Origin of the sequence: Agrobacterium vaccinii, assembly GCF_021310995.1 — a bacterium.
GTDB lineage: Bacteria > Pseudomonadota > Alphaproteobacteria > Rhizobiales > Rhizobiaceae > Agrobacterium > Agrobacterium vaccinii.
Genome location: NZ_CP054150.1, coordinates 545357 through 569851, shown reverse-complemented (window position 1 = coordinate 569851; position 24495 = coordinate 545357). Strand labels below are relative to the sequence as shown.

Sequence of the window (24495 nt, the reverse complement as noted above, 5' to 3'; positions counted from 1 at the left end):
CTTTTGCCTTCCCCGGTTTTTACACTATGACAAACCCGCTTGTTTGTGAAAATGCGTTCCGCCTGCGGAATGCCGCTCTCTCGGTTTGATCATATGTCGCATAATACTTTCGGTTATCTCTTCCGTGTCTCCACTTGGGGCGAAAGCCACGGCCCGGCGCTGGGCTGTGTGATCGACGGGTGCCCGCCCGGTATTCGCTTCACGCTGTCCGAAGTGCAAGCATGGATGGACAAGCGCAAGCCCGGCCAGAACCGCTTCGTGACCCAGCGCCGCGAAGACGACATCGTCAAAGTCCTCTCCGGCGTGATGATGGATGAGGACGGTGAGACGATGATCACCACGGGAACACCCGTGTCGATGATGATCGAAAACACCGACCAGCGCTCCAAGGATTACGGCGAAATCGCCAGAAGCTTCCGCCCCGGCCATGCAGATTTCACCTATGACCTGAAATACGGCATTCGCGATTATCGTGGCGGCGGTCGGTCTTCCGCCCGCGAAACGGCAGCCCGTGTTGCCGCCGGTGCGCTCGCCCGCAAGGTGGTGCCCAGCCTCAATGTGCGCGGCGCGCTGGTGCAGATCGGCAAACACAAGATCAACCGCGACAATTGGGACTGGGCGCAGGTCGACCAGAACCCGTTCTTCTGCCCGGATGCCGAGATGGTGCCGGTCTGGGAAGAGTATCTCGATGGCATCCGCAAGGCCGGTTCTTCCATCGGTGCCGTTGTCGAAGTCGTGGCCGAGGGCGTTCCCGCTGGTATAGGCGCCCCCATTTATGCCAAGCTCGATCAGGATATCGCTTCCAACCTCATGTCGATCAACGCCGTCAAGGGCGTGGAAATCGGCGAAGGTTTCGCCTCTGCCGAGTTGACCGGCGAAGAAAATGCCGACGAAATGCGGATGGGCAATGATGGCAGGCGGATTTTCCTGTCCAACCATGCAGGCGGCATTCTGGGCGGCATCGCAACCGGCGAACCCGTCGTCGCCCGCTTTGCCATCAAGCCGACCTCATCCATTTTGACCGAGCGCCAGTCCATCGATGCCGATGGGCGCAATGTCGATGTGCGCACGAAGGGTCGCCACGATCCCTGCGTCGGCATTCGCGCCGTGCCCATTGGCGAAGCCATGGTTGCCTGCACCGTTGCCGACCATTACCTCAGAGACCGCGGCCAGACTGGCCGTCTGGAATAGGAGACAGACCCATGACCTACGATCAAAAACGCGTCGTTGAAGCGATCAGAGCCTTCGAGGCTGGCGAAATCGTTGTGGTCATGGATGACGACGACCGCGAGAACGAAGGCGACCTGATCGTCGCTGCCGTGCATTGCACACCGGAAAAGATGGCTTTCATCGTGCGCCACACCTCCGGTATCGTCTGCGCGCCTATGCCACGGGAAGAGGCCAAACGCCTCAACCTCAACGCTATGGTCGCCGAAAACGACAGCGCGCATACGACAGCCTTTACTGTTTCGGTAGACTTCAAACACGGCACGACGACGGGCATTTCCGCCAGCGACCGCAACGTGACGGTTCGCAATCTGGCCAATCCGAATGCAGGTGCCGCCGATTTCACCCGCCCCGGCCACATCTTCCCGCTGGTGTCGCGCGAGGGCGGTGTGCTGATGCGCTCCGGCCATACGGAAGCCGCCGTCGATCTCTGCAAACTCGCGGGCCTGCCACTGATCGGCGTCATCAGCGAGCTGGTCAATGACGACGGCACCGTCATGCGCGGCCCGCAAGTTTCGGCCTTCGCCGAAACGCATGGCATGAAGCAGGTTTCGGTCGCCGATCTCATCGCCTACCGCCAGCGCAAGGAAACGCTGGTCGAAAAGGAATCCGAATTCACCCTCGACACGCCCTTCGGCCCCGCCAAGGCGCAAACCTATTCCCTACCTTGGGACCCGATGGAGCACATGGCCGTGATCTTCGGTGATATCCGCGATGGTGTCGATATTCCCGTGCGCCTGCACCCGGAAAACGTGGCAGACGACATCTTCGGCAAGAAGCAGCCCGTGCAGCACTACATGGAAAAGATTGCAGCCGAAGGCCGCGGCGTCATCATCTATCTGCGCGAAGGCTCGGTCGGCGTCGGACAGGTTGCCGGACGTCGCAAATCCCGCGACCCTGAAGAGGCCCATGCGCAAGCACGCTCGCGCGACGATGAATGGCTAGAAATCGGCCTCGGCGCGCAGATCCTCAAGGAACTTGGCATCAGTTCGATCAAGCTGCTGAGCACCCGCGAGCGCCACTATGTCGGGCTAGAGGGTTTTGGAATCCAGATCAGTTCGACGGATATTGGGTGAGTTTCGAATACCGCTGCACATCAACTCTCCCATTCCTGTCCTTGTGACAGGAATCCAGCCAGCCCAAGTCCTTGGGCTGAAGAGGCCCTTCCCGCCGCGCAGACGCGCGTCCACTGGATTCCTGTGACGAGCACAGGAATGAGGGTCGTGGGGCAACATTACCCTCTCACCCCAGCCACCCATCCAGATACCGCACACTCTCGACACCCGTGAACTTCGCCAGCCGGCTCAACTCCGCATCCAGCTTTGCAAGCCTCACCGAAGACGCACGCACGCCCTTTTCGAGCCACAGCCGCCTCACGTCCAATGTCCCTCCCTTGCGCTCCGCCTTCATATCGATGCGACCGACAAGGCGGTCACCTTCCAGAAGTGGGAAGACGTAATAGCCATATTGCCGTTTGGGCTCCGGCACGAAGACTTCGATGCGGTAGAAAAAGCCGAACAGGCGTTCGGTACGGGCGCGGTTGCGCAAGAGCGGATCGAAGGGGCTGAGTACCCGAATGCGGTTAGGGGGCTCGATTTCTGCTTCCGCTCCGCTCGCAAACCCTTCGAAGGCGTAGGAGATACGTTCCTTGGTGCCATCAGACGAGGCGAGCGAGACTTCGCAGAGTTCATCGCGATGCGCCATCACCCACGCCCGTGCTTCCTGCGGCGTGACGATGTCGAAAAACGCGGATATCTCGCCCGATGTTGCAAAGCCGAGGCGCGTTAACGCCTCGCGGCAGGCCCAGTCGACAAAGGCATCGTGATCGACCTCCAGATCGTGATGCTCTGACGGAATCACCCGTTCCGCAAGATCATAGACCTTCTGAAAATTAACGCGGCCTGCCACGGCCAGCTTGCCGGTATGCCAGAGATATTCGAGCGCGGTTTTCGACGGATGCCAGTTCCACCAGCCGCCGGACTGATGTCCTTCCGCTTTCATATCGCGCGACATGGTGGGACCGTTTTCGGCAATGCGGCGATAGGTTTCCTCGAAGGCGGAATCGAAGCCCTCGCCATGCCAATTGCGCCAGCGTTCCTGAATGATCGGCTCACGGCGGCGGAAGCGGTGTTTCCAGTATGGGTAGAAGGTCGCGGGCAGAATCGAGGCGTCATGCGTCCAGTGTTCGAACAGCGCCCGGTCCTTTTCCAGCAGTTCCGTCAGGTGCTGGCGCTTGTAGGTCTGGTTGCGTGAAAAGATGATCTGATGATGTGCCCGCTCCACCGTGGCGATACTGTCGAGCTGAACGAAGCCAAGGTCGGTGATGAGCTTCAGCAAATCTGCCTTGCCCATGGCGCGGCTAGGCGGTGCGGACAGGCCCTGTCGCGCCAGAAAAATACGTCGTGCTGCTTCGTTCGAAATCAGAATCGCCATAGCAAAAGCCTATGGTTGCGCCGACGAAAAATCAATGTTCTTTTTTTGTTCCTTGTTTCGTTTGTCGTCCCTCGCGTTTATAGAGACAGCCAGAACATTTCGGGGACTGGCCTTTGGATATTCGTTTTCAGGATGCTGGCGTGGTATTTGACGGCAGAGCGGCGGTCGAGCCGCTTACGCTTACGCTCACTGAACGACGCGTCGGCATTATCGGCCTCAACGGCTCGGGCAAAACCACCTTTGCGCGGATGATCAACGGCCTGACGAAACCGACGAGCGGCCATGTCAGCGTCAACGGGCTGGATACGGTCAAAGACGCTTCGGAGGTTTTGAAGGATGTCGGCTTCATCTTCCAGAACCCGCAAAACCAGATCATCCTGCCCATCATCCGCGACGACATCGCCTTTGGCCTGAAGAACAAGGGGCTGAACAAGGCTGCAATCGATGCAGCTGTGGATGCCACCTTGCAACGCTTCGATATCCAGCATCTGGCAAAGCGCCGCGCACATGAACTGTCCGGTGGAGAATTGCAGCTATCGGCCTTGGCGGCGCTGACTATCACCAAGCCCAGAATCCTGATCATGGACGAGCCGACAAACCAGCTCGACCTGAAAAACCGTGCCCTCGTGGAGCGGACGATGGCCGGTTTGGAACAGTCGCTGATCGTCATCACCCATGACCTGCCATTGCTGGAAAGTTTCGATCGCGTTCTGCTGTTTCATCAGGGAAAGTTGCATAGCGACGCCTCGCCAACCGAGGCCATCAAAGCCTACCGCACGCTGGCGCTGTCATGAGAAGCCTCCACATCGAAGGTAGTGGGTGGCTCTACCGTCTATCGCCGCGCATCAAGCTCATCACGCTTGCCGCTTTCAGCGTTGCCTTGTTTCTGACCCGCGATATGCTGGTCCTTGGTATGGCAGTTGCGTTGGCGGCGCTGGTTCTGTCGCAGGCGCATCTGGGCTGGCGCGAGACGATGGCGCGGTTGCGCCCGGTCTTTTTGACCATCGCCATCATCGCGGCTTTCAGTTTCGTTCTGGTCTCCCCTCTTGAGGCGACCGTCTCCCTGCTGCGACTAACGGCCCTGACGCTACTGGCAACGGCGGTGACGGCCAGCGTCAGCATTTCGCAGTTCATGGATGAAATTGCCTTTGCGCTGCGTCCCTTGGAAAAACTTGGCCTCGCCAATGCCTCCGATATCGGGCTTGCCGTGGGGCTCGTCGTGCGCTTCGTGCCCGAGGTCGTGACCCGCTACGAGACATTGCGGGATGCGCAACGCGCACGCGGGTTGACGCCAAAGCTGCACAGCACGCTGGTTCCGCTCATCATTATGACGTTGAAGGATGCCGATGCGATTGCGGATGCCATTGACGCGCGCGGTTTCAGAGGCCAAACCTCATCCAAGGATTTGTAGAGGGGAGCCTATTGAGAATGAAGACCCGTGACCTCGTTCTGATTTCGCTGTTTTCAGCCATCATCATCGCACTTGGCCTGTTGCCGCCGATCCCGCTCGGCTTCATTCCGGTGCCCATCACCGCGCAGTCGCTTGGCGTCATGCTGGCCGGTGTGGTGCTGGGGGCAAAGCGCGGCACGCTCGCCGTTCTGCTCACCATTCTCATCGCCGCCATTGGGTTGCCGGTGCTTTCGGGCGGTCGCGGTGGCCTTTCGATCTTCTACACACCGACAACAGGTTATCTGATCGGCTGGATCGCGGCTGTCTTTACCACCGGCTACCTGTCGGAGCGTCTGGTCAATCGCGATCAATCGGCTCTCGCGCAAGGCTTCGGCTTCTTTCTGGCCAGCGTCGCCGGTGGGGTGGTCGTGCTCTATGCGTTCGGCATCACCTATCTCGGCTTTGCAGCGGGCATCGGCTTTTCCAAAGCCTTTATCGGCTCCATGGCCTTCATTCCGGGCGATGTCCTCAAGGCCGTTCTCGCAGCACTGGCAGGTCGGGCCGTGATGGCCGGATATCCGCTGTTGCCACAACGCGTATAGGTCTAAGCCCCACGTTCAGGAGTATCCGCCATGGCCACACGGCTTTACGAGCATCCCATATTCCTGGAACACATCACACCTGCGGGCCACCCGGAGCGGCCCGACAGGCTGCGCTCGCTCAACATCGCGCTGGAGCATCCGAATTTCGAGCGGCTGGAGCTTAGCCAAGCGCCGCAAGCCAATGAGGATGCAGTGCTGCTGGCCCACCCGGAAAGCCATCTGATCTCGATCATGCGGCAGATTCCCGAGGAAGAAGGCGAGATCAACCGCATTGAGGCCGATACCTATGCCTCGCCCAAAAGCCTGCAAGCGGCGCTGACCGGCATCGGCGCTGCCATGGCGGCGGTGGATGACGTGTTCAGCGGTGCCGCCGACAATGTCTTTGTTGCCAGCCGCCCGCCCGGCCACCATGCCGAGACCGAAAAGGCGATGGGCTTTTGCCTGTTCAACAACGCCGCCATCGCGGCCCGCCATGCGCAGAAGGTCCATGGCGCGGAACGTGTTGCGATCGTTGATTGGGACGTGCACCACGGCAACGGCACGCAGGATATTTTCTGGAACGACACATCGGTCCTGTTCTGCTCCACCCACCAGATGCCGCTTTACCCGTGGAGCGGTGAGAAGAAAGAAACCGGCATCAAAAACAATGTGGTCAACGCGCCGCTGTCTCCCAACACCGGCAGCGATCATTTTCGCGAGGCGTTCAAATCCCGCGTGCTGCCTGCACTTGCGGATTTCTCGCCCGATCTCATCATCATCTCTGCGGGTTTCGATGCGCACCACCGCGACCCGTTGGCGCAGATCAATCTGGTAGGCGATGATTTCGACTGGGCGACGGGGCGAATTCTAGAGATGGCCGACAAATTTGCCGCCAACCGGGTCGTCAGCCTGCTTGAAGGCGGTTATGATCTGGAAGGGCTGGCGGAATCGGCAGCCATGCATATTTTGAGAATGATGAAGGGTTGAACATGACGGAAAATGCCAACACAGCCGATGTCAGCGGTTATTCTTTCGAAAAGGCTGTCGCCGAGCTGGAAAGCATTGTCGCCCGTCTGGAACGCGGCGATGTGGCGCTGGACGAATCCATCGCCATCTATGAGCGCGGTGAAGCCCTGAAGAAACATTGCGAAACCCTGCTGACGGCTGCCGAAAAGCGTATCGAGAAAATTCGTCTGGACCGTGCTGGCAAGCCGGTCGGCGTGGAGCCGCTGGACGGCGACTGAGGCGCAGGTTATCCTCGCACTCGTCACCCTCGGGCTTACCCTGAGGGTCTGCCCACGTTTCATCAACGTAGGGTTTCGTTAGATGCTCGGGACAGGCCCGAGCATGACGGCGGAGGGGTTGTGGGGCGATCTCCTATCCTCCCTTAACAGAGAACACAGCGTTCATAAGAGAACGCTCAACAGTCCCGCAAATCGTGGTAATCTACCGGCCAGCAACGCAGGAGATCTGCCATGTCGTTTTTTCCCGGAAAAGACCCCGTCGCGGGCGACGCTTTTGCCTGCGATGCTATCGAGAATCTGATCATTCCGCGATCGAGCGACATCGGCGGCTTTGCCGTGCGGCGCGCGCTGCCGACGCGGGACCGGCGGCTGGTTGGGCCGTTCATCTTCTTCGACCGCATGGGTCCGGCGATCCTCAAAGCCGGGGAAGCGCTGGATGTGAAACCGCATCCGCATATCGGGCTTTCCACCGTCACCTATCTGTTCGATGGCGAGATCAAGCATCGGGATAGTCTGGGCACCGAACTCACCATCCGCCCCGGCGATATCAACCTGATGACGGCGGGGCGCGGCATCGTGCATTCGGAACGCACACCGGAAAATCTGCGCGGGCATCCGCTGTCCATGTCCGGCCTGCAAACATGGCTTGCTTTGCCCGATGATAAGGAAGAGATCGCGCCGGAATTTTCCCATACCGGACGCGAGTCCATGCCGATGATAGACGATGCGGGTGTCTTCGGTCGCGTCGTGATCGGTGCCTTCGCCGGATCGTCGTCACCGGTCAAAACCCTGACGGATACGCTCTATGTCGATCTGACCCTGAATGCCGGAGTGAAATTCCCCTTTCCAGCCGACCAAGAGGAGCGGGCGATCTATATTCTGTCCGGCTGTCTGGAAGTGGCGGGCGATGTGTTTGCCGCCGACCAATTGATCGTCTTTCGTGCGGGCGATGACATTACGCTGAAGGGTGGAATCAGCGGTTGCCACATCATGATGTTCGGTGGAGCGGCGCTGAATTCGAAGCGATACATCTGGTGGAATTTCGTATCGTCATCAAAAGAACGCATAGAACAAGCCAAGCAGGAGTGGAGAACCGGACGCTTCGATATCGTTCCGGGGGATGAAGAAGAGTTTGTCCCTTTGCCGCAGGGTTGAAAGTCGTTAAAAGGATTTAAATCTTGCCGAAGGCCACGCTACACACCATCTGGTAGCCAATAGGTAGAACGATAGAGACGAAGGCCGAACGATTGACCGGAATGCCAGAGACACCATTGCTTGACCGGGTGAAATTCCCATCCGACCTCAAGGCGATAGAAGATCGCGACCTGCCGCAGCTGGCCAGGGAATTGCGCGACGAGATGATCGACGCCGTTTCCACAACCGGTGGGCATCTGGGTGCGGGTCTTGGTGTCGTCGAGCTGACCATTGCCATTCACAAGGTTTTCAACACACCGGAAGACCGGCTGATTTTCGATGTCGGCCACCAATGCTATCCACACAAAATCCTGACCGGTCGTCGTGATCGCATTCGCACGCTGCGCCAGGAAGGCGGCCTTTCCGGGTTTACCCGCCGCGCCGAGAGCGAATATGACGATTTCGGTGCAGGCCACTCCTCCACCTCCATTTCCGCCGGCCTCGGCATGGCCGTGGCAGCGGAACTCGATGGCAGCAATCGCAAGGTCATCTCGGTGATCGGCGATGGCTCGATGTCGGCGGGCATGGCATTCGAGGCGCTGAACAATGCCGGTGCACTGGATGCACGCCTGATCGTCATTCTCAATGACAACGACATGTCGATTGCGCCACCGACCGGTGCCATGAGCGCCTATCTGGCGCGACTCGCATCCGGCCGCACCTATATGGGTTTCCGCGATTTCGGCAAGAAACTGACGGCCTATCTTGGCAAGACCATCGACCGGGCCATTACCCGTGCCGTGACCCATGCGCGGGGCTACGTCACCGGCGGAACGCTGTTCGAGGAGCTCGGTTTTTACCATATCGGCCCCATCGACGGTCATTCCTTCGACCATCTGTTGCCCGTGCTACGCAATGTGCGCGATAACCAGAAGGGCCCTGTTCTGATCCATGTCGTCACGCAAAAGGGCAAGGGTTACGCGCCTGCCGAAGCTGCGGCAGACAAGTACCACGGCGTCAACAAGTTCGACGTCATCACCGGCGCGCAGGCCAAGGCCAAGCCGAATGCACCGAGCTACACCAGCGTCTTTGCCGAAGCGCTGATCCAGGAAGCAACGCTGGATGACAAGATCGTCGGTGTCAGTGCCGCCATGCCGAATGGCACCGGGTTGGATAAGCTCGCCGAACTCTTCCCCACACGCAGCTTCGATGTCGGCATTGCCGAGCAGCACGCGGTGACCTTTGCGGCGGGGCTTGCTGCGGATGGATACAAGCCGTTTTGCGCGCTTTACTCCACCTTCCTGCAACGCGGTTACGACCAGCTGGTGCATGATGTGGCCATTCAGAGCCTGCCGGTGCGCTTTCCCATCGATCGCGCCGGTTTCGTCGGTGCCGATGGCCCCACCCACTCAGGATCGTTCGACACGACCTTCCTCGCTACCCTGCCTGGCATGGTGGTCATGGCGGCTGCTGACGAGGCGGAACTGAAACATATGGTGCGCACCGCTGCCGCCTATGATGACGGTCCGATTTCATTCCGCTACCCGCGTGGCGAAGGTGTCGGCATCGAGATGCCGGTGCGTGGTGAAATCCTCGAAATCGGCAAGGGCCGCATCGTCAAGGAAGGCAGCAAGGTCGCCCTTCTTTCATTCGGCACGCGCCTTGCGGAATGCCTGTCCGCAGCCGAAGACCTCGACGCCGCCGGACTATCCACCACCGTTGCCGACGCGCGCTTTGCCAAGCCGCTGGACCTCGATCTCATTCGTCAGTTGGCCAGCCACCACGAGGTTCTCATCACCATCGAAGAGGGATCGGCGGGCGGTTTCGGCGCGCATGTGCTGCACTTCATGGCCAGTGCCGGTCTTCTCGACACGGGCCTCAAGGTCCGAACGCTGACACTGCCTGACCAATGGGTGGAGCAGGCCAAGCCTGAAATCATGTATGCCAATGCCGGGCTGGACCGCGCGGGCATCGTTGCGACGGTGTTCAAGGCGTTGGGCCAGAAGCAGACGGGCGTGGAATACGCCGCGTCCTAGAACGTTTTCGGATCAGACCGATCCTTGAATTCTTGCAATAGAACAAAATAAAACGCCGGGGTGACCCGGCGTTTTATTCATTTCAAATTCCGTTCGATCTCAGAATTCTTCCCAGTCCTGCGTTGCTGGCTGCGCCGGAGCCGGAGCAAAGGCCTGAGCGAGGCTCTGGCCGAGTGCGCGGGCCGGTGAAGACACCGGGCGTGCGCTTGGCGCTGCGATCTTTGCGGCGGGGCGTGGTTTTGCGACGAAGCTTGGCTTCGGTGCAGGCGCTGCCGAGCGTGGCGCGGCATGAGTGCTGGACGGTGCAAAGGCTGTTGTACCACGCGCTCTGCCACCCAGATTGAACTGGCCGATCAGGCTGTTGAGTGCTTCCGCTTCCCGGGCAAGTGCATGGCTTGCGGCGGTCTGCTCTTCGACCATGGCTGCGTTCTGCTGCGTGCCCTGATCCATGGTGTTGACGGCGGTGTTGATTTCCTGAAGGCCGGTTGCCTGTTCGCGGGCCGCCGTGACGATGGTGCTGACGTGGGAGTTGATCTCTTCGACCTCGGCAATGATCGCCTGCAACGCCTTGCCGGTTTCACCAACGAGGTTCACGCCGTTTTCGACCTGCGCGCTGGATGCACCGATCAGAGCCTTGATTTCCTTGGCGGCGTTGGCAGAGCGCTGCGCCAGTTCACGCACTTCCTGTGCCACGACCGCAAAGCCCTTGCCTGCCTCACCGGCACGCGCGGCTTCGACACCAGCGTTCAAAGCCAGAAGGTTGGTCTGGAACGCGATATCATCGATCACACCGATGATGTTGGTGATCTCGCCAGACGACTTCTCGATTTCCTGCATGGCAGCAACCGCCTTGCGAACCACGACGCCGGAATTTTCGGCACCTGAACGCGCGCGCTGAACCAGAGCACTTGCCTCTTCCGCACCCCTGGCGCTGTCGCGCACGGTGGTGGTGACTTCTTCGAGTGCTGCAGCCGTCTGCTCGATGGATGCGGCCTGCTGTTCGGTACGGCGCGAGAGGTCGTCTGCGGAGGACAACATTTCGGAGGCACCGGCATTGATAGCAGAAGCGTTGTCACCGACATTGCTCAGGGCTTCCTGTAGCTTGTCCAGCGAGTTGTTGAAGTTGATGCGCAGCGGCTCCATGGATTCTGCAAATGGCGTTTCGATACGGTAGACGAGATTGCCATCGGCGAGCGACTGCAAGCCCTTAGCCAGTTCTTCGCTCGCAAAGGTCTGCTCGGCGTCTGCACGTGCCTTTTCGGCTTCGTTGCGGCGACGGTCTGCTTCCGTCGAAGAACGCATGCGGTCGCTTTCATCCGCAAGGCGGGACTTTTCGATACCGGCGTCCTTGAAGACCAGAACGGCCTTGGCCATCTTGCCGACTTCATCACCACGGTCGAGAGCAGGAACGTCAACGGTCGTGTCACCACCGGCAAGGCGGCTCATCGCGTCCGTCATGCCGACAATCGGGGCCACGATGGCGCGCGACAGGGCCCAGATCAGCAGGACGGCAACGACGCCAGCGGCGGCACCGCCACCCAGAAGCGCCAGTTCCAGATTGGTATGGGCGGCTGCCTGTGTGGCCACCTGAGCATCCGACGCAACGGTCAATTGCTCCTTGATCTTTGCAGCGGCGGCACGGAAGCCATCCAGCTGACCCTTGGCCTGATTGCGACCGATTTCGATGACTTCGGAAATCGGTGCCTCGGTGTTCTTGCGGGCTGCCATCTGTGGCTGAGCCAGCTGCGTGTAGAACACGGTCGCGCTGGCCTGCATGTCGTCGATGGATTTCAGGATGTCCGGCTGACCGGCAGCCAAGGCACGGGCCTCATCCAGCTTCTTCAACATCAGGTCGCGCTGGGCAAACACATCGTTGTATGTGCTGTCGCTGCGAAACAGCAGGAAGCCGCGCTGGTTGACCGCCTGCTCCAGCATCGCCGCTTTCGCGTCGTCCACGTTCGACATGATCTTGGCAGTGTTCGTCTGACGTTCAGAGACACGCTTGGCATCAACCGTTTGCATGAAAACAACCGCTGACGCGACCAGGCAAACGCCCATCAGCGCAACGAATGTGGCGACCAGCTTCAGGTTGATAGGTAAATTCTTCAAAGACATCGAGAACTCTTTCGACACGCTTCAGGTGTGACCAGACGCAAAGCGGCCTGTGACACCACACAATGTATTTGGGGAGGACCGCCTTCATGGCGAAAATGTTGAGACTAACTCAGCTGGGCGAGAGAATGCCACCAAGCCGTTTATTTTCGCTTAAACGCCCAGCAGGACCCAGATTGCTGCAACCGCGTTGAAATCGCAGTTCACGCCTCGCTCACAGCTTCACCCATACAAAACACTTGCTTTCCGGGCTTTTGACAGTCATTGACACGGCCATGTCTCATTCATCTGAAAATCACCGGCTGGACCAGCTTCTGGTATCGCGCGGCCTGTTCGCCAGCCGCTCCCGTGCACGCGACGCGGTCGCGCGCGGCACCGTACGCGTCAATGGCAAGGTCGTTACCAAGCCCAGCCTGACATTCCCCGGAAATGTCGTCTTCGAGATCAGCGATCCTGCGCAGGATTATGTGTCGCGCGCGGCCTTGAAACTGGTTGCAGCACTCGATCATTTCCAGATCGACCCACGCAACTGCGAATGTCTCGACGTCGGCGCCTCCACCGGTGGCTTTACCGAGGTGTTGCTGAAGCGCGGCGCGTCTCACGTCACCTCCATCGATGTCGGCCATGGCCAAATCCATCCGCGCATCGAAAACGACCGGCGCGTCACTAGCATCGAAGGTTTCAACGCCCGCTTTCTGACCAGTGACGATATCGACAACCGCCCGATCAATTTCATCGTCTCGGACGTGTCCTTCATCTCGCTGAAACTGGCGCTGGCCCCTGCCCTGGAACTGGCAGAACCGGAAGCACTGGCCATCCTGCTCGTCAAACCGCAATTCGAGGCCGGACGCGATGCGATCAGCAAGGCTGGTCTGCTCAAGGAGCCGGAGACGGCACCGGCGGTCGCTGCAGAACTTGAGCGCTGGCTGGTGGAAGACATGGGCTGGGTCAGCCTTGGCCTCATCCCCTCGCCCATTGCAGGTGGTGACGGCAACGAGGAATTCCTTCTCGGAGGCAAAAAACCATGACCGCCCAGACCGTAAAAATCCAGAACCTCGGCGCGCAGGGCGATGGCATCGTCCACTGTCCCGACGGCACGGTCTACGTGCCATTTGCATTGCCCGGCGAAACCGTGGCCATTGCCCGCGTCAAGGACGTGGGCACGATCATGTCGATTGCCGAGGCTGCCCCCGAACGGCGTGAACCTGCCTGCTGTCACTTCGGCCCTGACGGGAAAAACGGCACCTGTGGCGGCTGTTCCTTGCAGCATATGGCCGATGAGCCCTACCACGTCTTCAAGCGCAGCCTCGTCGTTGCAGCCTTGAAATCCAAGGGGCTGGACGCAGAAGTCGATGCGCTGGTGCACTGTCGCCCCGGAGACAGACGCCGCGTTGTGTTTTCCGCCCGCAAGACGGAAAAAGGCCTGCTTTTAGGTTTCAGCCAGGCTGGCAGCCATCACATCGTCGCCATCGAGGAATGTCCCGTTGCGTCGGATGGCATCGTCTCACGCCTGGACGCCATCCGTGCCATCGGTCTACCGCTGGTCTCGAATGCCGAGCCGTTCCGCATCACCGTTATGGAAACACGGACAGGGCTCGATATTTCCTTTGAAGGCATCAAGGCGCCCAACGACAAGCAGCGCAGAACGGCGACGGAAATCACGCTGGCCACGCGTGGCATTGCGCGTGTTTCGATTGCCGGTGAAATTCTGATCGAGCCGCAAAAGCCGCTGATCGATTTCGACGGCGTGATGATTTCGCCACCGTCCGGCGGTTTCGCGCAGGCCACAAAACCGGCGGAAGACGCCATGGCGGAACTGGTGCTGGCGCATGTCGGCAAATCCAAGCGCATCGCCGACCTCTTCTGCGGCTCCGGCACATTTGCCCTGCGGCTGGCACGTCTTGGCAAGGTGCACGCGGTGGAAGCCGAAGACAAGGCGCTGAAGGCGCTCGATCTCGCGGCCCGCAATACACAAGGTTTGAAGCCCGTCACCATCGAAAAGCGTGACCTCTTCCGCCATGCGCTGACCGTCAAGGAACTGAAGAACTACGACGCCGTCGTGTTCGATCCACCGCGCGCGGGTGCCGAAGCACAGTGCAAGGAGCTGGCGAAAAGCAGCGTCAAGAAGATCGTTGCCGTCAGCTGCAACCCGCTGTCGCTTGCCCGCGATCTGGCCATTCTGGTTGAGGGCGGTTACCGCGTGACCAAGGTGACACCTATCGACCAGTTCCTGTGGTCGCCGCATGTGGAAGCGGTTGCGACGTTGGAGAAGTAGGGCAAAAGAGCCCCTGCGTCACCCCGCACTTGCTGCGGGGTCCAGTGCGATCAAGTCCTTGATCGCGAAGGACTCTTTTGCCACGCAGACGCGTGACTGCTGGTTTCCGACTCAAGGCCGGAATGACGGAAGCATTTATCGCTCACCAAGCCGTATCGATATTGCCATTCCCCACCACACCGCTGCAACGGCAGCGACCACCTACCCGCCCCTGCTGCACCGGGCAGACATAGGGCTGTGAGCGGTTGGCGCTATCGGGTGGCGTCACGACGCAGACGAAACGCTGTTTGCGACGGTCGTAACCATTGTTGCGGTTGGATGGACCGGCCTGGCTGTTGAAGTTCTGTACTTCGATGACATCGCTCTGTGCTGGCTGCGACATCAACGGCGGCTGGAAACTGGCCGCCTCCGCGAGGCTGGAGAGCGACATGAGGGCGAGCGTTGCGAAAACGACTTTGCGCATGGTGGCGGCTTTCTTGAAAGACGGGTGTTGTTGAGCAAAGACTAACCAGCCTTCATCAGCAATTCCATAAGACCCGACCACTTTCATCAGCCACCCTTAACGGCGCATGAATGCCTCGAAGGCAGCTTTGGCTTCCGCGCTCTGCAACTGCGCTGCAAAATGCACGATCTCGGCGTCGATGCGATCGCGAACCTCTGAGACATCGCCTCGCAGAAGATCACGGGCGATCTTCAAGGCCTTGGGCGGCTTTGCGGCGAGCGAAGCTGCGATTTTCAGGGTTTCGCTCTCGACTTCCGTTTCGGAAACGACTTTCCAGATCAACCCAGCCTGTAGTGCCTGTTCGGCGGAGAAGCCCTCGCCTGCGGCCAAAAGCGCGAAAGCCCGCTGATGACCCATGATGCGCGGCACGAGCAGGCTGGAGGCCGCTTCCGGCACCAGTGCCAGATCGACGAACGGCGTCTTGAACAGGCTGCGGCTGGAGGCGACCGTCAGATCGCAATGCAGGTTGAGCGTCGTACCGATGCCGATGGCCAGACCATCGACGCCGGAGATAATGGGTTTGCCGACACCGACGAGCGCATGCAGGAAATCACCGGCTGCCAGCCGTCCCTGCCCGCCGGACATGGCGAAGGCCATGAAATCGGCCATGTCATTGCCTGCCGAAAAGCAGCCGTCCGAGCCGAGAAACGCGATGACGCGCACATCCGCATCGGCATCCGCCGCCTGCAATGCCTCGATCATGGTACGATACATGGCGTCGGTGATAGCGTTTTTCTTTTCCGGGCGGTTGAAGCGTATGACTTCGACGCCCGGTGCTGTTTCAGGCCGTTGGACGAGAATAGGCTCTGCGGACATAGATAGCTCCTTATGCCAGAACGGCGCGTGCCGCCTCGAGGCTTGCGGCACCGGCAATGACACGGTCTTTCAGGGCCGCTGTTTCCGCCAGCAGATTTTCAGCCGTAAAGCGGCAAAGTGCGGCGCGGTTTCCAGCCTGTCCATCATCCACAGGCGCAAGCGCGCCCTTGGCGTGATAAGCACCAGTCAATGCGAGGCCGAACAGCCGCTGGTACGGCGTGGCACCTGAAAGGGCCGCCGCGGTCTCACCCTTGGCGATAGATGCCAGCATCCACTCCGTCGCCTCTTCTAGATCGGCAAGGCTCTGTTCCAGATAGCGTGCGGTCTCGCCCAGTTCAGGCTGGTTGGATGCACGCACAGCTTCGGCTTGCTCTTTCAGCTCGGCAATGAAGCCGCGAACCTGCGCGCCTTCGGACAGCGGCAATTTGCGCATGACGAGATCGATAGCCTGAATGCCGTTGGTGCCTTCATAAATCGGCGCGATGCGGGCATCGCGCAGATAGCGCGCGGCACCTGTTTCCTCGATAAAGCCCATGCCGCCATGCACCTGAATGCCAAGAGAGGCCACGTCCACCCCGGCATCGGTGGAAAAGGACTTGGCAATTGGGGTCAGAAGGGCAGCCCGTTCCTGCCAGAATTTCTGCTTCGTCGCATCTGTCTCGGCGTGGCTCATGTCGATGGCGTGGGCACAGGAAAAGGAAATGGCGCGCGAACCCTGCGTCAGCGCCTTCATCGTCAGAAGCGTTCTGGCGATATCGGGATGCTCGATGATCGGGCTCATGCCCGTGGCTGTCGTGCCCGGCGCTTTGCCCTGCGTGCGGTCCTTGGCGTAGGCGATGGCCTTTTGCGTTGCCGCTTCACAAATGGCAACGCCCTGCATGCCGACGGCAAGGCGGGCATTGTTCATCATCGTGAACATGCAGGCCAGACCCTTGTTTTCCTCGCCGACGATCCAGCCCAGCGCGCCCTTTTCAGTGCCGTAGCGACCATCGCCGAAGATCATCGTGCAGGTGGGAGAGCCATGAATACCGAGCTTGTGTTCCAGCGCGTGGCAGAAGAGATCGTTGCGCTCGCCCGGATTTCCGGCCTCATCTGGCAGAAATTTTGGCACCAGAAATAGCGAAATGCCACGTGTACCGGCAGGCGCATCCGGCAGGCGCGCCAGCACCAGATGGATGATGTTGTCGGCAGCGTCGTGCTCACCCCAGGTGATGAAAATCTTCTGGCCGAAAATCCGGTAGCTGCCATCGCCGACGCGTTCCGCCCGGCTTTTCAGTGCACCGAGATCAGATCCCGCATGGGGTTCCGTCAGGTTCATCGTTCCGGTCCAGAGGCCGGATACCAGCTTTTCGAGATAGATCGCCTTCAGATCATCGCTGCCGTGGGTGGCAATGGCTTCCACAGCGCCCATGGTCAGTGTCGGGCACAGCGCAAAGGCCATGGAGCCGGAGTTCCACATTTCCAGTGCGGCAACGTTGAGCAGATGCGGCAGGGCTTGGCCGCCGAATTCCTCTGGTGCTGTCAGGCCGTTCCAGCCGCCTTCGGCCCAGCGGCGATAAAGGTCTGCCCAACCATCCGGCGTGCGAACAACACCGTCCACCAGTTTCGAGCCTTGTTTGTCGCCGATTTCGGCGAGCGGCGCGACTTCGTCAGATGCAAAGCGCCCGGCTTCGTGAAGGATAGCATCCACGATGTCTTCGCTGAGGTCGCCAAATGCGCCGCTTTCCAGTGCGGCACCAAGGCCAGCCACGTGTTTCAGCGTAAAAGCAATGTCGTTGACCGGTGCGGTGTACATCCTGCCTCCTCCCGAAGCGTCTGCTGCAATGCGATAATCTTCGGCTAAATGATTTTTACGTAAACGTCAATTTGAAATATCCTTGGTACGATCAACTTCGATGTTATCAAACTGTCACAAAACTCTGCTCAGCATATCCGTATCGCCTCAGCGGAGCACCATCCGCTGCCCGCCGCGATTGCCGTTTCAGGATTACGCCCATGGACATTCCCCACCCCTCCATTCCCGGCCTTGTCTGGGCCTATCGCTTCCGTCCCGGCGTGGAACCCTGCACCCGATTGCCCCCGGATGTGGAGCTTGCCGAACTGCAAACCGAAGACGGCTTTTTCTGGCTGCACCTCAATCTGGCCGACTCGCGCGTCACCGCCTTTCTCGAGACCATGCCGGGGCTCGACGAAAGCATGAAGGCAAATCTGACAACGCATGAGACCCACCCGTCCATCGTGGTGGATGAGGGCGCGCTCTATGGAACGCTGGTCGATTTCCAGCGGGAGTTCGATCAGGAAACGCGCGATATCGGCTGGCTGCATTTTGCGCTGGGTGAGCGCTACATCATCACCACCCGCCTGCAACCGCTGCGCTCCGTCGATCGCCTGCGTGCCGCCATTGACAAGAACCCCAAGCGCTATTCGACGCCGTCGCATATTTTCGAAGGACTGGTCGCGGAATTTCAGCGCAGCCTGATCGCCCTGGTTATGGAAACGACCGAAGAGCTGAATGCCATCGAGGACATCGTCTATGACAGCACTCCGCGCGATGAGCGCCGCCGGTTGGCCCCTGTCCGGCGCACCGTGGTGCGCCTCCACCGGCATCTGCGCACGGTGCTGACTTTGATGCGGAGAGCGTCTGCGGCCGATGAGGAGGAGATGCCCTTCGGTTTCGAAGATATCGCGGCCCGGCTGACCGGTCGTCTGGAATCCATCGATCACGACGTTTATGCGCTTCAAGAGAGGGCTCGGCTGCTGCATGAAGAAGTGGACTCGAAACTATCCTCCGAAACCAACCGACATCTCTATATCCTGTCGCTGATGACGGCGTTTCTCTTGCCGCCCACGTTGGTCACGGGCTTTTTCGGCATGAACACGGGCGCGCTGCCCTTTACCGAAGGCACCAGCGGCACGGTCTACGCGGCGAGCTTCATCGTCGCTTCGATTTTGTTCGCCTGGGTGGTCTTGCGCCGAGCCGGTATTCTCTAAACGCAAAAACGCCGCCCGTTTGGAGCCGGACGGCGTTTGTCATTTCACACTGTCAATATATCAGCCATAAGGCGAATAGCAGGTCTGACGTGGGCCGTTGTAAGGCTGGAACGTGTTGCTATAGGCATCATACGAACGGTAGCGACCGAAGCACCAGTTCACATGGCTCTGGCTGACGCCAGCGCGGCGTGTCGGGCGGTACTCGCGGTATACTGGGCGAGGACGGTATTCCGGAACGGGACGGTAGACTTCACGTGGCTGGGCAAGCGCACCACCGATGATCGCACCAGCGCCGAAGGCAGCCAGCGGGAACCAGTAACCGTTGTGGTGGCGATAACCGGGACGGTAGTCGCGGTATCCGCGATGGCCACGATAATAGCCGCCGCCGTAATCACGACCATAGCCGCGGTCGCGCCAATACTGCACGTTGACGACGCCGTCATTGGCCTTATCGACCACAGGCGGATTGATTGTCATCGGCATGGCCTGCGCTGGTACGACGGCACCTGCCGCAGTCAATGCTGCGAAACCGGCAGCCCAGAGTGTTTTCATATAGTTTTGCATCTGATTTCCTCCATCCACGTCCGGTTACTCTTCCGGCTCATTGTGAACAACGACGACGTTTTCTTGTTTATTTCATCTCACACAGGGTGAGGTATTTATATGTTATGTAGCATAGGAACGGCTAGCTGAACCCAGCATTAACAATGCGATCACAGGTACTTGATGCGGTCTCAATAAATCAAACGCAGTAAGCCCGGCTTGCGCCGGGCATATTGGGAACTATCAGCTTATGGCGAAACGCACTGTCTGCGCGGGCCATTGTTTGGCTGATACGTGTTGTCATACGCGCGGTACGATCTCCAGCGATTGGCACAATATTGCTGGTGGCTGCTGCCATAGGCTGGACGCGTCTGCTGCTGCATCGCACCGCCGATGATGGCACCAGTTGCGAAGGCTGCGAGCGGGAACCAGTAGCCATTGTGCTGGCGATATCCTGGACGACGGTCGCGGTAGCCACGGTGGCCGTTGTAGTAGCCCTGACGGCGGAAGTCGCGGTCACGGCGGAAATCACGTCCATTACGGTAATGACGACGGTCCCATTCGCGGTACTGAACGTCTACGACGTTGCTCGACTGTGCTGCGATCGGCTTTGGCGCTGGGATTGGGACCTGAAAGGCCTGGGACGGCGTGAAGCTTGTCAAAAGCATGACCAGAGCGGTCGCAACGCTCGTCTTGCGCAAATTCAGCATGAATTTCCTCCGTTTTTTACACTACGCGTTGAAACCGCGCTTCGATAGGCAAATAACGGGAAAACGGGGTGTTGGTTCCACGCGAAGTGCAACCAAGTATATTTATGCCTCTACTTTGACATCCGTCAGCGGGCGCGAGCAGCAGGCGAGAATATAACCTTCCTCGATATCTTCATCGAGAATGCCACCATTATGGTTCATCTCAACTTCGCCCGATATCTTCAAAACGCGGCAGGTGCCGCAGATGCCGGATTCGCAGGCAGCACCGATGCGCACGCCAGCGGCACGCGCCGTCATCAAAATCGTCTGGCCCGGCTGGCATGGCACGTCCATGCCGGACAGGGTGAAACCGATCTTAGCCAGCACTTCGCCATCGTCAGGCAAATCGCTCTCGCCGACGGCAACGGGCATGGCCGGAGAGAAGCTCTCCTGATGGTAGCGCGACATATCGAAGTCCGAGGCATCCAGCATGGAGCGGATGGCGGCCATAAACGGCTCCGGCCCGCAGCAGAACACGGTGCGATCCATGAAATCATGCGACAGCAGCGCGATCTTGGCCTTGTCTACCATGCCCTTTAGGCCCGACCAGAGATCGGTGCGACCGCAATTCTCGACGATGAAACCCAGCGACAGATTGGGCATGAAGCGGGCGAGATATTCCAGTTCGTGCCGGAAAACAATGTCTGAGGGGGACCGCGAGCAGTTGATGAACGAGATGTCGCTCTGCGGTGCCCGGTCGCTCATATCGCGCACCATCGACATCATCGGCGTAACGCCAGAGCCTGCCGAGATGAACAGATACTTCTCGCCGGGATGACGCACATAGGAAAAGTCGCCCAGCGGCCCCAGCGCACGGATGCGCATGCCAGGCTTGAGGTTGTTGAACATCCAGCGCGTTCCAACGCTGGTGGCCTGCGCCTTGACCGTGACAGCCAGCGCATAGGGTCGAGACGGGCTTGATGACAACGTGTAGGTGCGAAACAGCGGCTCCGGCCCCACCGGCAGTTCCAGCGTCACGAACTGGCCCGGCAGGTATCGAAACCAGTTGGGACCTTCTGAGCGAAACAGAAACGTCATCACATCCGGTGTTTCGGGCGTGACCGAAATACATTCCAGCATGTGGAGCTTATCGCTCCACGGCTTCATTTCATCGATGTGCTTGTACGTCGTCGTCATGGTCATCGATGTCATGCAACCGCCGACAGTTTCTGTTTATCGCCGGACAGACGGTCGATCATGAAATCGGAATACCAGTTCACAAACTGCATGACGCCGCCCTCGTCTTCCATCGAATACGGGCCGGGCTCATAGGCGGGCGAGCGAATGCCGAAGGCGTTTTCCTCGACGATGCGGCGGTCCTGATCGTTGGTCTCGTTCCAGACATGGGTCAGGTCTTCGAGATTGTAATCGACGCCTTCCACCGCATCCTTGTGCACCAGCCACTTGGTCGTGACCTGCGTTTCCTGCGGGCCCAGCGGTATCACGCGGAAGGAAATCAGGTGGTCGCCAAGGAAGTGGTTCCATGTCGTGGGGTAGTGGAACAGAAGCAGCGTGCCGATATGGTCGATGGTCACATCATCGGAGAGCGGACGGCGTACCGCGCGCTTGCCGGACATGGTGTAGCTTTCGGCATCGCCGATCAGCGGCATGCGCGCCACGCGGAATTGGCCGGTGGGATCGATCTTGAAGCGGCTGGGCAGACCGGCAGCTTCGCAGCGCGCCCAGTGGCCGCCGATTTCCGGGTCGCTTGCCCCGCCATCGGTACCGGTGACACTGGGGTTTTCAGGATAGGTGCGGCAAAGCTCGGGGTGGTTAGCGGCGCAGTGATAGCACTCGCGATTGTTTTCCCAAACGAGCTTCCAGTTGCCCTTTTCGATGATCGTGCTCTCATGGGCGACCTTCGCTTCCCAGACCCGGTGCGGGGCCATGTAGGATTCGATCTCGGCGCGCACAGGCGCGAAATCGAGCGGCTGCTCAGCCAGACAGATGAAGACGTATCCGGCAACGGATTCGCAGGCAATCGGCTTCAGGCCGAAATCACCCTTGTCGAAGTCATCGCCCATGTGGCGTGCAAACAGAAGCTTGCCATCCAGATCATAGGTCCACTGGTGGTAGGGACAGACGAGACGGGCAGACTGTCCCTTCTGGCTGGTGCAGACGCGCGAGCCACGATGGCGGCATGAATTGTGGAATGCTCTGATAACGCCATCCTTGCCGCGAACGATGACGATGGCGTAGTCGCCGATCTGTACCGTCGTGTAGGCGCCGGTTTTGGGCACCTCGCAATCATGCGCCACGAACAACCAGTCCCGGTACCAGATATTTTCCATATCCAGCTTGAAATAGTCCTGATCGACATAGAAGGGCTGCTCCAGAGTGAAGCCCTCGCGGCGGTTTTTCAGTTGGCGCAGTACGGTTTCACGCAAATCCATGGCCATGTCCTCGAAAAGTCGCGGCTGGATCGACTGGCATGCGCCGCGTGTGTGAAAATGATCTAACCACTGACGCCCCTTTTCAGCACCACATAGAGCGACATCGGCTTCCGCATTGGCGACAATTTGCGACATGTCGCAGAATGGCGACAAAGGGTTATTCTAATTCCAAAACAGAGGCTTATTGCCGTTCCAGCGATAAAATCCGTCGCAATATGACGCAATCGTAGCACTTTGCAATCATTAACGCTTGTCATGCCGCGACAAGGAAATTTTAACTCCCTTGCCGTAAAAAAAGATCAGATCGGCAACAGGAGTTCTCCGATGGAAAAGGGAACACAGATCCGCTACTTCGATGCGAGCGCGCGCTCGGCGGCTCCTGCACGCACGAAAACGGCCCATTCGGATTTCCTGCGCACCGGCAGAATTGCCCGTTATGAGCAGAAATGGCTACCGCCGGAGCCGCGTTATCTCACCCATGACCAGGTCGCGGACATTACAGGCCGCAAGCTTCAGGCTGCCGGAGAACTGACCTATTCGCGGCTGAACAGCTTTCACAGCTCCATTCGCTTTCCCAACATGGTGTTTCACCGCACCATCGATGAGAGCCCGCATCTCGGCTACTGCCACGTCACGGCATCGCGCACCAGTTTCGATTTGCGCAATCCGGTCATCTGGTCGTTCTACTTCGCAAACTTCTTTTCTGAACTGTGCGGCGAGGGTGCGTTTTTCGAAAACATCGATTCGCGCCATTCCCGAATGTATTTTGCGGTTGCGATGGATGTGGCAGGGGACAGGTCGGTGAAGATCGACAAGACCATCCACCGCGATGGCTTGCTGTTCCGCACCCACGACCCGAAGATCGCACTGAAAAATGTGCTGATGCTCGGCACACGCTCCAGCGAGATGCGCAAGTTCATCCGCAGCATCTGATCTTGCCCGAGAAGTCACCTCGGCATCATCGCCCCGCGGTGAACGGCATATGGCTTTCCAACCCTCCCGAAAACCTCTAAAGCATGCCGCGCAAAACCGTGCGGCGCTTTCAGGCGACGCGCGCCACAGGGTGCAGCAGCAATGGCTCGTCATATCGACATCGACCAAGACAGGGAAACGGCGCTTCGGGACGCCGTGGCGGTGTTGTCGTCTGGCCATCCCGTCGCCATTCCCACCGAGACGGTCTATGGCCTTGCTGCGGATGCGACCAACCCCGGTGCCATTACCCGTATTTACGAGACCAAGGGCCGCCCGCAGTTCAATCCGTTGATCTGCCATATGGCCAGCGTTGAGATGGCTGAGGAATACGCCACCTTCGATCCCATCTCGCGCAAACTGGCGCAGGCATTCTGGCCAGGTCCGCTGACCCTCATTTTGCCGCTGCGTCGAGGCAGCCCAATTCATTCGCTGGCAACGGCGGGGCTTGATACCGTTGGCATCCGCATTCCCCAAGGCTTTGCGGCCGAGTTGATCGGTGCTTTCGGCAAGCCGCTGGCGGCACCCAGCGCCAACAGTTCCGGCAAGATCAGTTCCACCAGCGCGGCCCATGTCGAGGCCGATCTGGGTGCGCGCATCAGCCTCATTCTCGATGGCGGCGCGGCACCTGTCGGTGTCGAATCCACCATCGTCAAGGTCGAGGCTGACGGCGCCGTGCGGCTGTTGCGGCCCGGAGGGCTGGTTGCCGAGGATATTGAGCGGGTGACCGGCGTGGCGCTGATCCGCCCGCAAACGGCATCCGCCACCATCGAAGCGCCCGGCATGCTGGCCTCTCATTATGCGCCAGGCGCTGCCGTGCGGCTAAACGCCGTTTCCGTGGAGGCTGGCGAGGCCCTGATCCGTTTCGGTGGCCGCCGTGTGGAGGGTGACGAAAACGCGGCCATTATTCTTGATCTGAGCACCGCTGCCGATCTGGCCGAAGCCGCTGCCAATCTCTTCGACCATCTCAAAATCGCCGATGCCAGCGGCGCAAGCCTCATCGCCATTACGCCCATCCCCAATACCGGGCTTGGCGAAGCCATCAACGACCGGCTGTCTCGCGCCGCAGCCCCCCGCCCCTGACGCATCACCATAAGGAC

At 59.4% G+C, this 24495-nt stretch carries 23 protein-coding genes; 14 read left to right on the top strand and 9 right to left on the bottom strand.

The window, feature by feature from the left end; translation table 11 throughout:
* Positions 1-93 precede the first annotated feature (93 nt).
* Positions 94-1191, top strand: coding sequence for a chorismate synthase (aroC, locus tag HRR99_RS02710; RefSeq protein WP_233122664.1), 1098 nt, complete (start codon positions 94-96; stop codon positions 1189-1191).
* Between the two features lie 11 nt (positions 1192-1202).
* Positions 1203-2303 carry a 3,4-dihydroxy-2-butanone-4-phosphate synthase gene (ribB, locus tag HRR99_RS02705; RefSeq protein ID WP_112498328.1) on the top strand — a complete coding sequence of 367 codons (1101 nt, stop codon included), beginning with the start codon at positions 1203-1205 and terminating at the stop codon, positions 2301-2303.
* 166 nt (positions 2304-2469) lie between these two features.
* Here the strand turns inward: ribB and HRR99_RS02700 are convergent, their stop codons facing one another.
* The gene (locus HRR99_RS02700; protein WP_233122663.1) at positions 2470-3660 is read right to left on the bottom strand and encodes a winged helix-turn-helix domain-containing protein; all 1191 of its coding nucleotides are present in this window, start codon (positions 3658-3660) and stop codon (positions 2470-2472) included.
* A gap of 113 nt (positions 3661-3773) precedes the next feature.
* Here HRR99_RS02700 and HRR99_RS02695 point away from each other — a divergent pair, with 113 nt between their 5' ends.
* The 7 genes from HRR99_RS02695 (at position 3774) to dxs (ending at position 10045) form a co-directional block, all read left to right on the top strand.
* Positions 3774-4454, top strand: a complete 681-nt coding sequence (locus tag HRR99_RS02695; RefSeq protein ID WP_233122662.1) for an energy-coupling factor ABC transporter ATP-binding protein — start codon at positions 3774-3776, stop codon at positions 4452-4454.
* A complete protein-coding gene (locus HRR99_RS02690) occupies positions 4451-5071 on the top strand; it encodes a CbiQ family ECF transporter T component (RefSeq protein ID WP_233122661.1) in 621 nt (206 codons plus the stop codon). The genes HRR99_RS02695 and HRR99_RS02690 overlap by 4 nt, the downstream gene beginning before the upstream one ends.
* Positions 5072-5088: 17 nt before the next feature.
* A complete protein-coding gene (locus tag HRR99_RS02685) occupies positions 5089-5652 on the top strand; it encodes a biotin transporter BioY (RefSeq protein WP_233122660.1) in 564 nt (187 codons plus the stop codon).
* A gap of 30 nt (positions 5653-5682) precedes the next feature.
* A complete protein-coding gene (locus HRR99_RS02680) occupies positions 5683-6618 on the top strand; it encodes a histone deacetylase family protein (RefSeq protein ID WP_233122659.1) in 936 nt (311 codons plus the stop codon).
* A gap of 2 nt (positions 6619-6620) precedes the next feature.
* Positions 6621-6875: an exodeoxyribonuclease VII small subunit gene (locus HRR99_RS02675; protein WP_233122658.1), complete on the top strand. Its 255-nt coding sequence runs from the start codon at positions 6621-6623 to the stop codon at positions 6873-6875.
* Between the two features lie 231 nt (positions 6876-7106).
* Positions 7107-8030 carry a pirin family protein gene (locus HRR99_RS02670; protein WP_233122657.1) on the top strand — a complete coding sequence of 308 codons (924 nt, stop codon included), beginning with the start codon at positions 7107-7109 and terminating at the stop codon, positions 8028-8030.
* A 92-nt stretch (positions 8031-8122) separates the two neighbouring features.
* Complete coding sequence (gene dxs, locus HRR99_RS02665; RefSeq protein ID WP_233122656.1) at positions 8123-10045, top strand: 1-deoxy-D-xylulose-5-phosphate synthase; 1923 nt, start codon at positions 8123-8125, stop codon at positions 10043-10045.
* A 99-nt stretch (positions 10046-10144) separates the two neighbouring features.
* Here the strand turns inward: dxs and HRR99_RS02660 are convergent, their stop codons facing one another.
* A complete protein-coding gene (locus HRR99_RS02660; protein ID WP_233122655.1) occupies positions 10145-12160 on the bottom strand; it encodes a methyl-accepting chemotaxis protein in 2016 nt (671 codons plus the stop codon).
* 272 nt (positions 12161-12432) lie between these two features.
* On the opposite strand from HRR99_RS02660, the gene HRR99_RS02655 reads away from it, so the two are divergent.
* Both HRR99_RS02655 and HRR99_RS02650 read left to right on the top strand, forming a co-directional pair.
* A complete protein-coding gene (locus HRR99_RS02655; RefSeq protein ID WP_065700108.1) occupies positions 12433-13185 on the top strand; it encodes a TlyA family RNA methyltransferase in 753 nt (250 codons plus the stop codon).
* Positions 13182-14432 (top strand): class I SAM-dependent RNA methyltransferase, encoded by a 1251-nt coding sequence (locus HRR99_RS02650; RefSeq protein ID WP_233122654.1) that lies wholly within the window; start codon positions 13182-13184, stop codon positions 14430-14432. The genes HRR99_RS02655 and HRR99_RS02650 overlap by 4 nt, the downstream gene beginning before the upstream one ends.
* A 142-nt stretch (positions 14433-14574) precedes the next feature.
* On the opposite strand, the gene HRR99_RS02645 is transcribed toward HRR99_RS02650, so the two are convergent.
* The 3 genes from HRR99_RS02645 to HRR99_RS02635 all read right to left on the bottom strand — a co-directional run bounded on the left by HRR99_RS02645 (position 14575) and on the right by HRR99_RS02635 (position 17545).
* Positions 14575-14895: a hypothetical protein gene (locus tag HRR99_RS02645; RefSeq protein WP_233122653.1), complete on the bottom strand. Its 321-nt coding sequence runs from the start codon at positions 14893-14895 to the stop codon at positions 14575-14577.
* A 96-nt stretch (positions 14896-14991) separates the two neighbouring features.
* The gene (locus HRR99_RS02640; RefSeq protein WP_233122652.1) at positions 14992-15750 is read right to left on the bottom strand and encodes a crotonase/enoyl-CoA hydratase family protein; all 759 of its coding nucleotides are present in this window, start codon (positions 15748-15750) and stop codon (positions 14992-14994) included.
* A 10-nt stretch (positions 15751-15760) separates the two neighbouring features.
* The gene (locus HRR99_RS02635; protein ID WP_233122651.1) at positions 15761-17545 is read right to left on the bottom strand and encodes an acyl-CoA dehydrogenase; all 1785 of its coding nucleotides are present in this window, start codon (positions 17543-17545) and stop codon (positions 15761-15763) included.
* A 200-nt stretch (positions 17546-17745) separates the two neighbouring features.
* Between HRR99_RS02635 and HRR99_RS02630 the strand changes: the two genes are divergently transcribed.
* On the top strand, positions 17746-18741 hold the full coding sequence (locus HRR99_RS02630) for a transporter (protein ID WP_111840591.1): 996 nt from the start codon (positions 17746-17748) through the stop codon (positions 18739-18741).
* A gap of 60 nt (positions 18742-18801) precedes the next feature.
* Here the strand turns inward: HRR99_RS02630 and HRR99_RS02625 are convergent, their stop codons facing one another.
* From HRR99_RS02625 to HRR99_RS02610, 4 genes are all read right to left on the bottom strand, one after another.
* A complete protein-coding gene (locus HRR99_RS02625) occupies positions 18802-19305 on the bottom strand; it encodes a BA14K family protein (RefSeq protein ID WP_233122650.1) in 504 nt (167 codons plus the stop codon).
* Between the two features lie 227 nt (positions 19306-19532).
* Entirely contained in the window at positions 19533-19994 is a 462-nt protein-coding gene (locus HRR99_RS02620; RefSeq protein ID WP_111840589.1) for a BA14K family protein, read from the bottom strand.
* A gap of 102 nt (positions 19995-20096) precedes the next feature.
* On the bottom strand, positions 20097-21176 hold the full coding sequence (locus HRR99_RS02615) for an FAD-binding oxidoreductase (RefSeq protein WP_277877904.1): 1080 nt from the start codon (positions 21174-21176) through the stop codon (positions 20097-20099).
* A gap of 5 nt (positions 21177-21181) precedes the next feature.
* Positions 21182-22426 (bottom strand): aromatic ring-hydroxylating oxygenase subunit alpha, encoded by a 1245-nt coding sequence (locus tag HRR99_RS02610; RefSeq protein ID WP_111840741.1) that lies wholly within the window; start codon positions 22424-22426, stop codon positions 21182-21184.
* 324 nt (positions 22427-22750) lie between these two features.
* Here HRR99_RS02610 and HRR99_RS02605 point away from each other — a divergent pair, with 324 nt between their 5' ends.
* Together HRR99_RS02605 and HRR99_RS02600 are read left to right on the top strand one after the other, a co-directional pair.
* Positions 22751-23359 carry a DUF6656 family protein gene (locus tag HRR99_RS02605; protein WP_111840588.1) on the top strand — a complete coding sequence of 203 codons (609 nt, stop codon included), beginning with the start codon at positions 22751-22753 and terminating at the stop codon, positions 23357-23359.
* Positions 23360-23500: 141 nt separating this feature from the next.
* Positions 23501-24478 carry an L-threonylcarbamoyladenylate synthase gene (locus HRR99_RS02600; protein WP_233122649.1) on the top strand — a complete coding sequence of 326 codons (978 nt, stop codon included), beginning with the start codon at positions 23501-23503 and terminating at the stop codon, positions 24476-24478.
* The last annotated feature ends 17 nt before the right edge of the window (positions 24479-24495 follow it).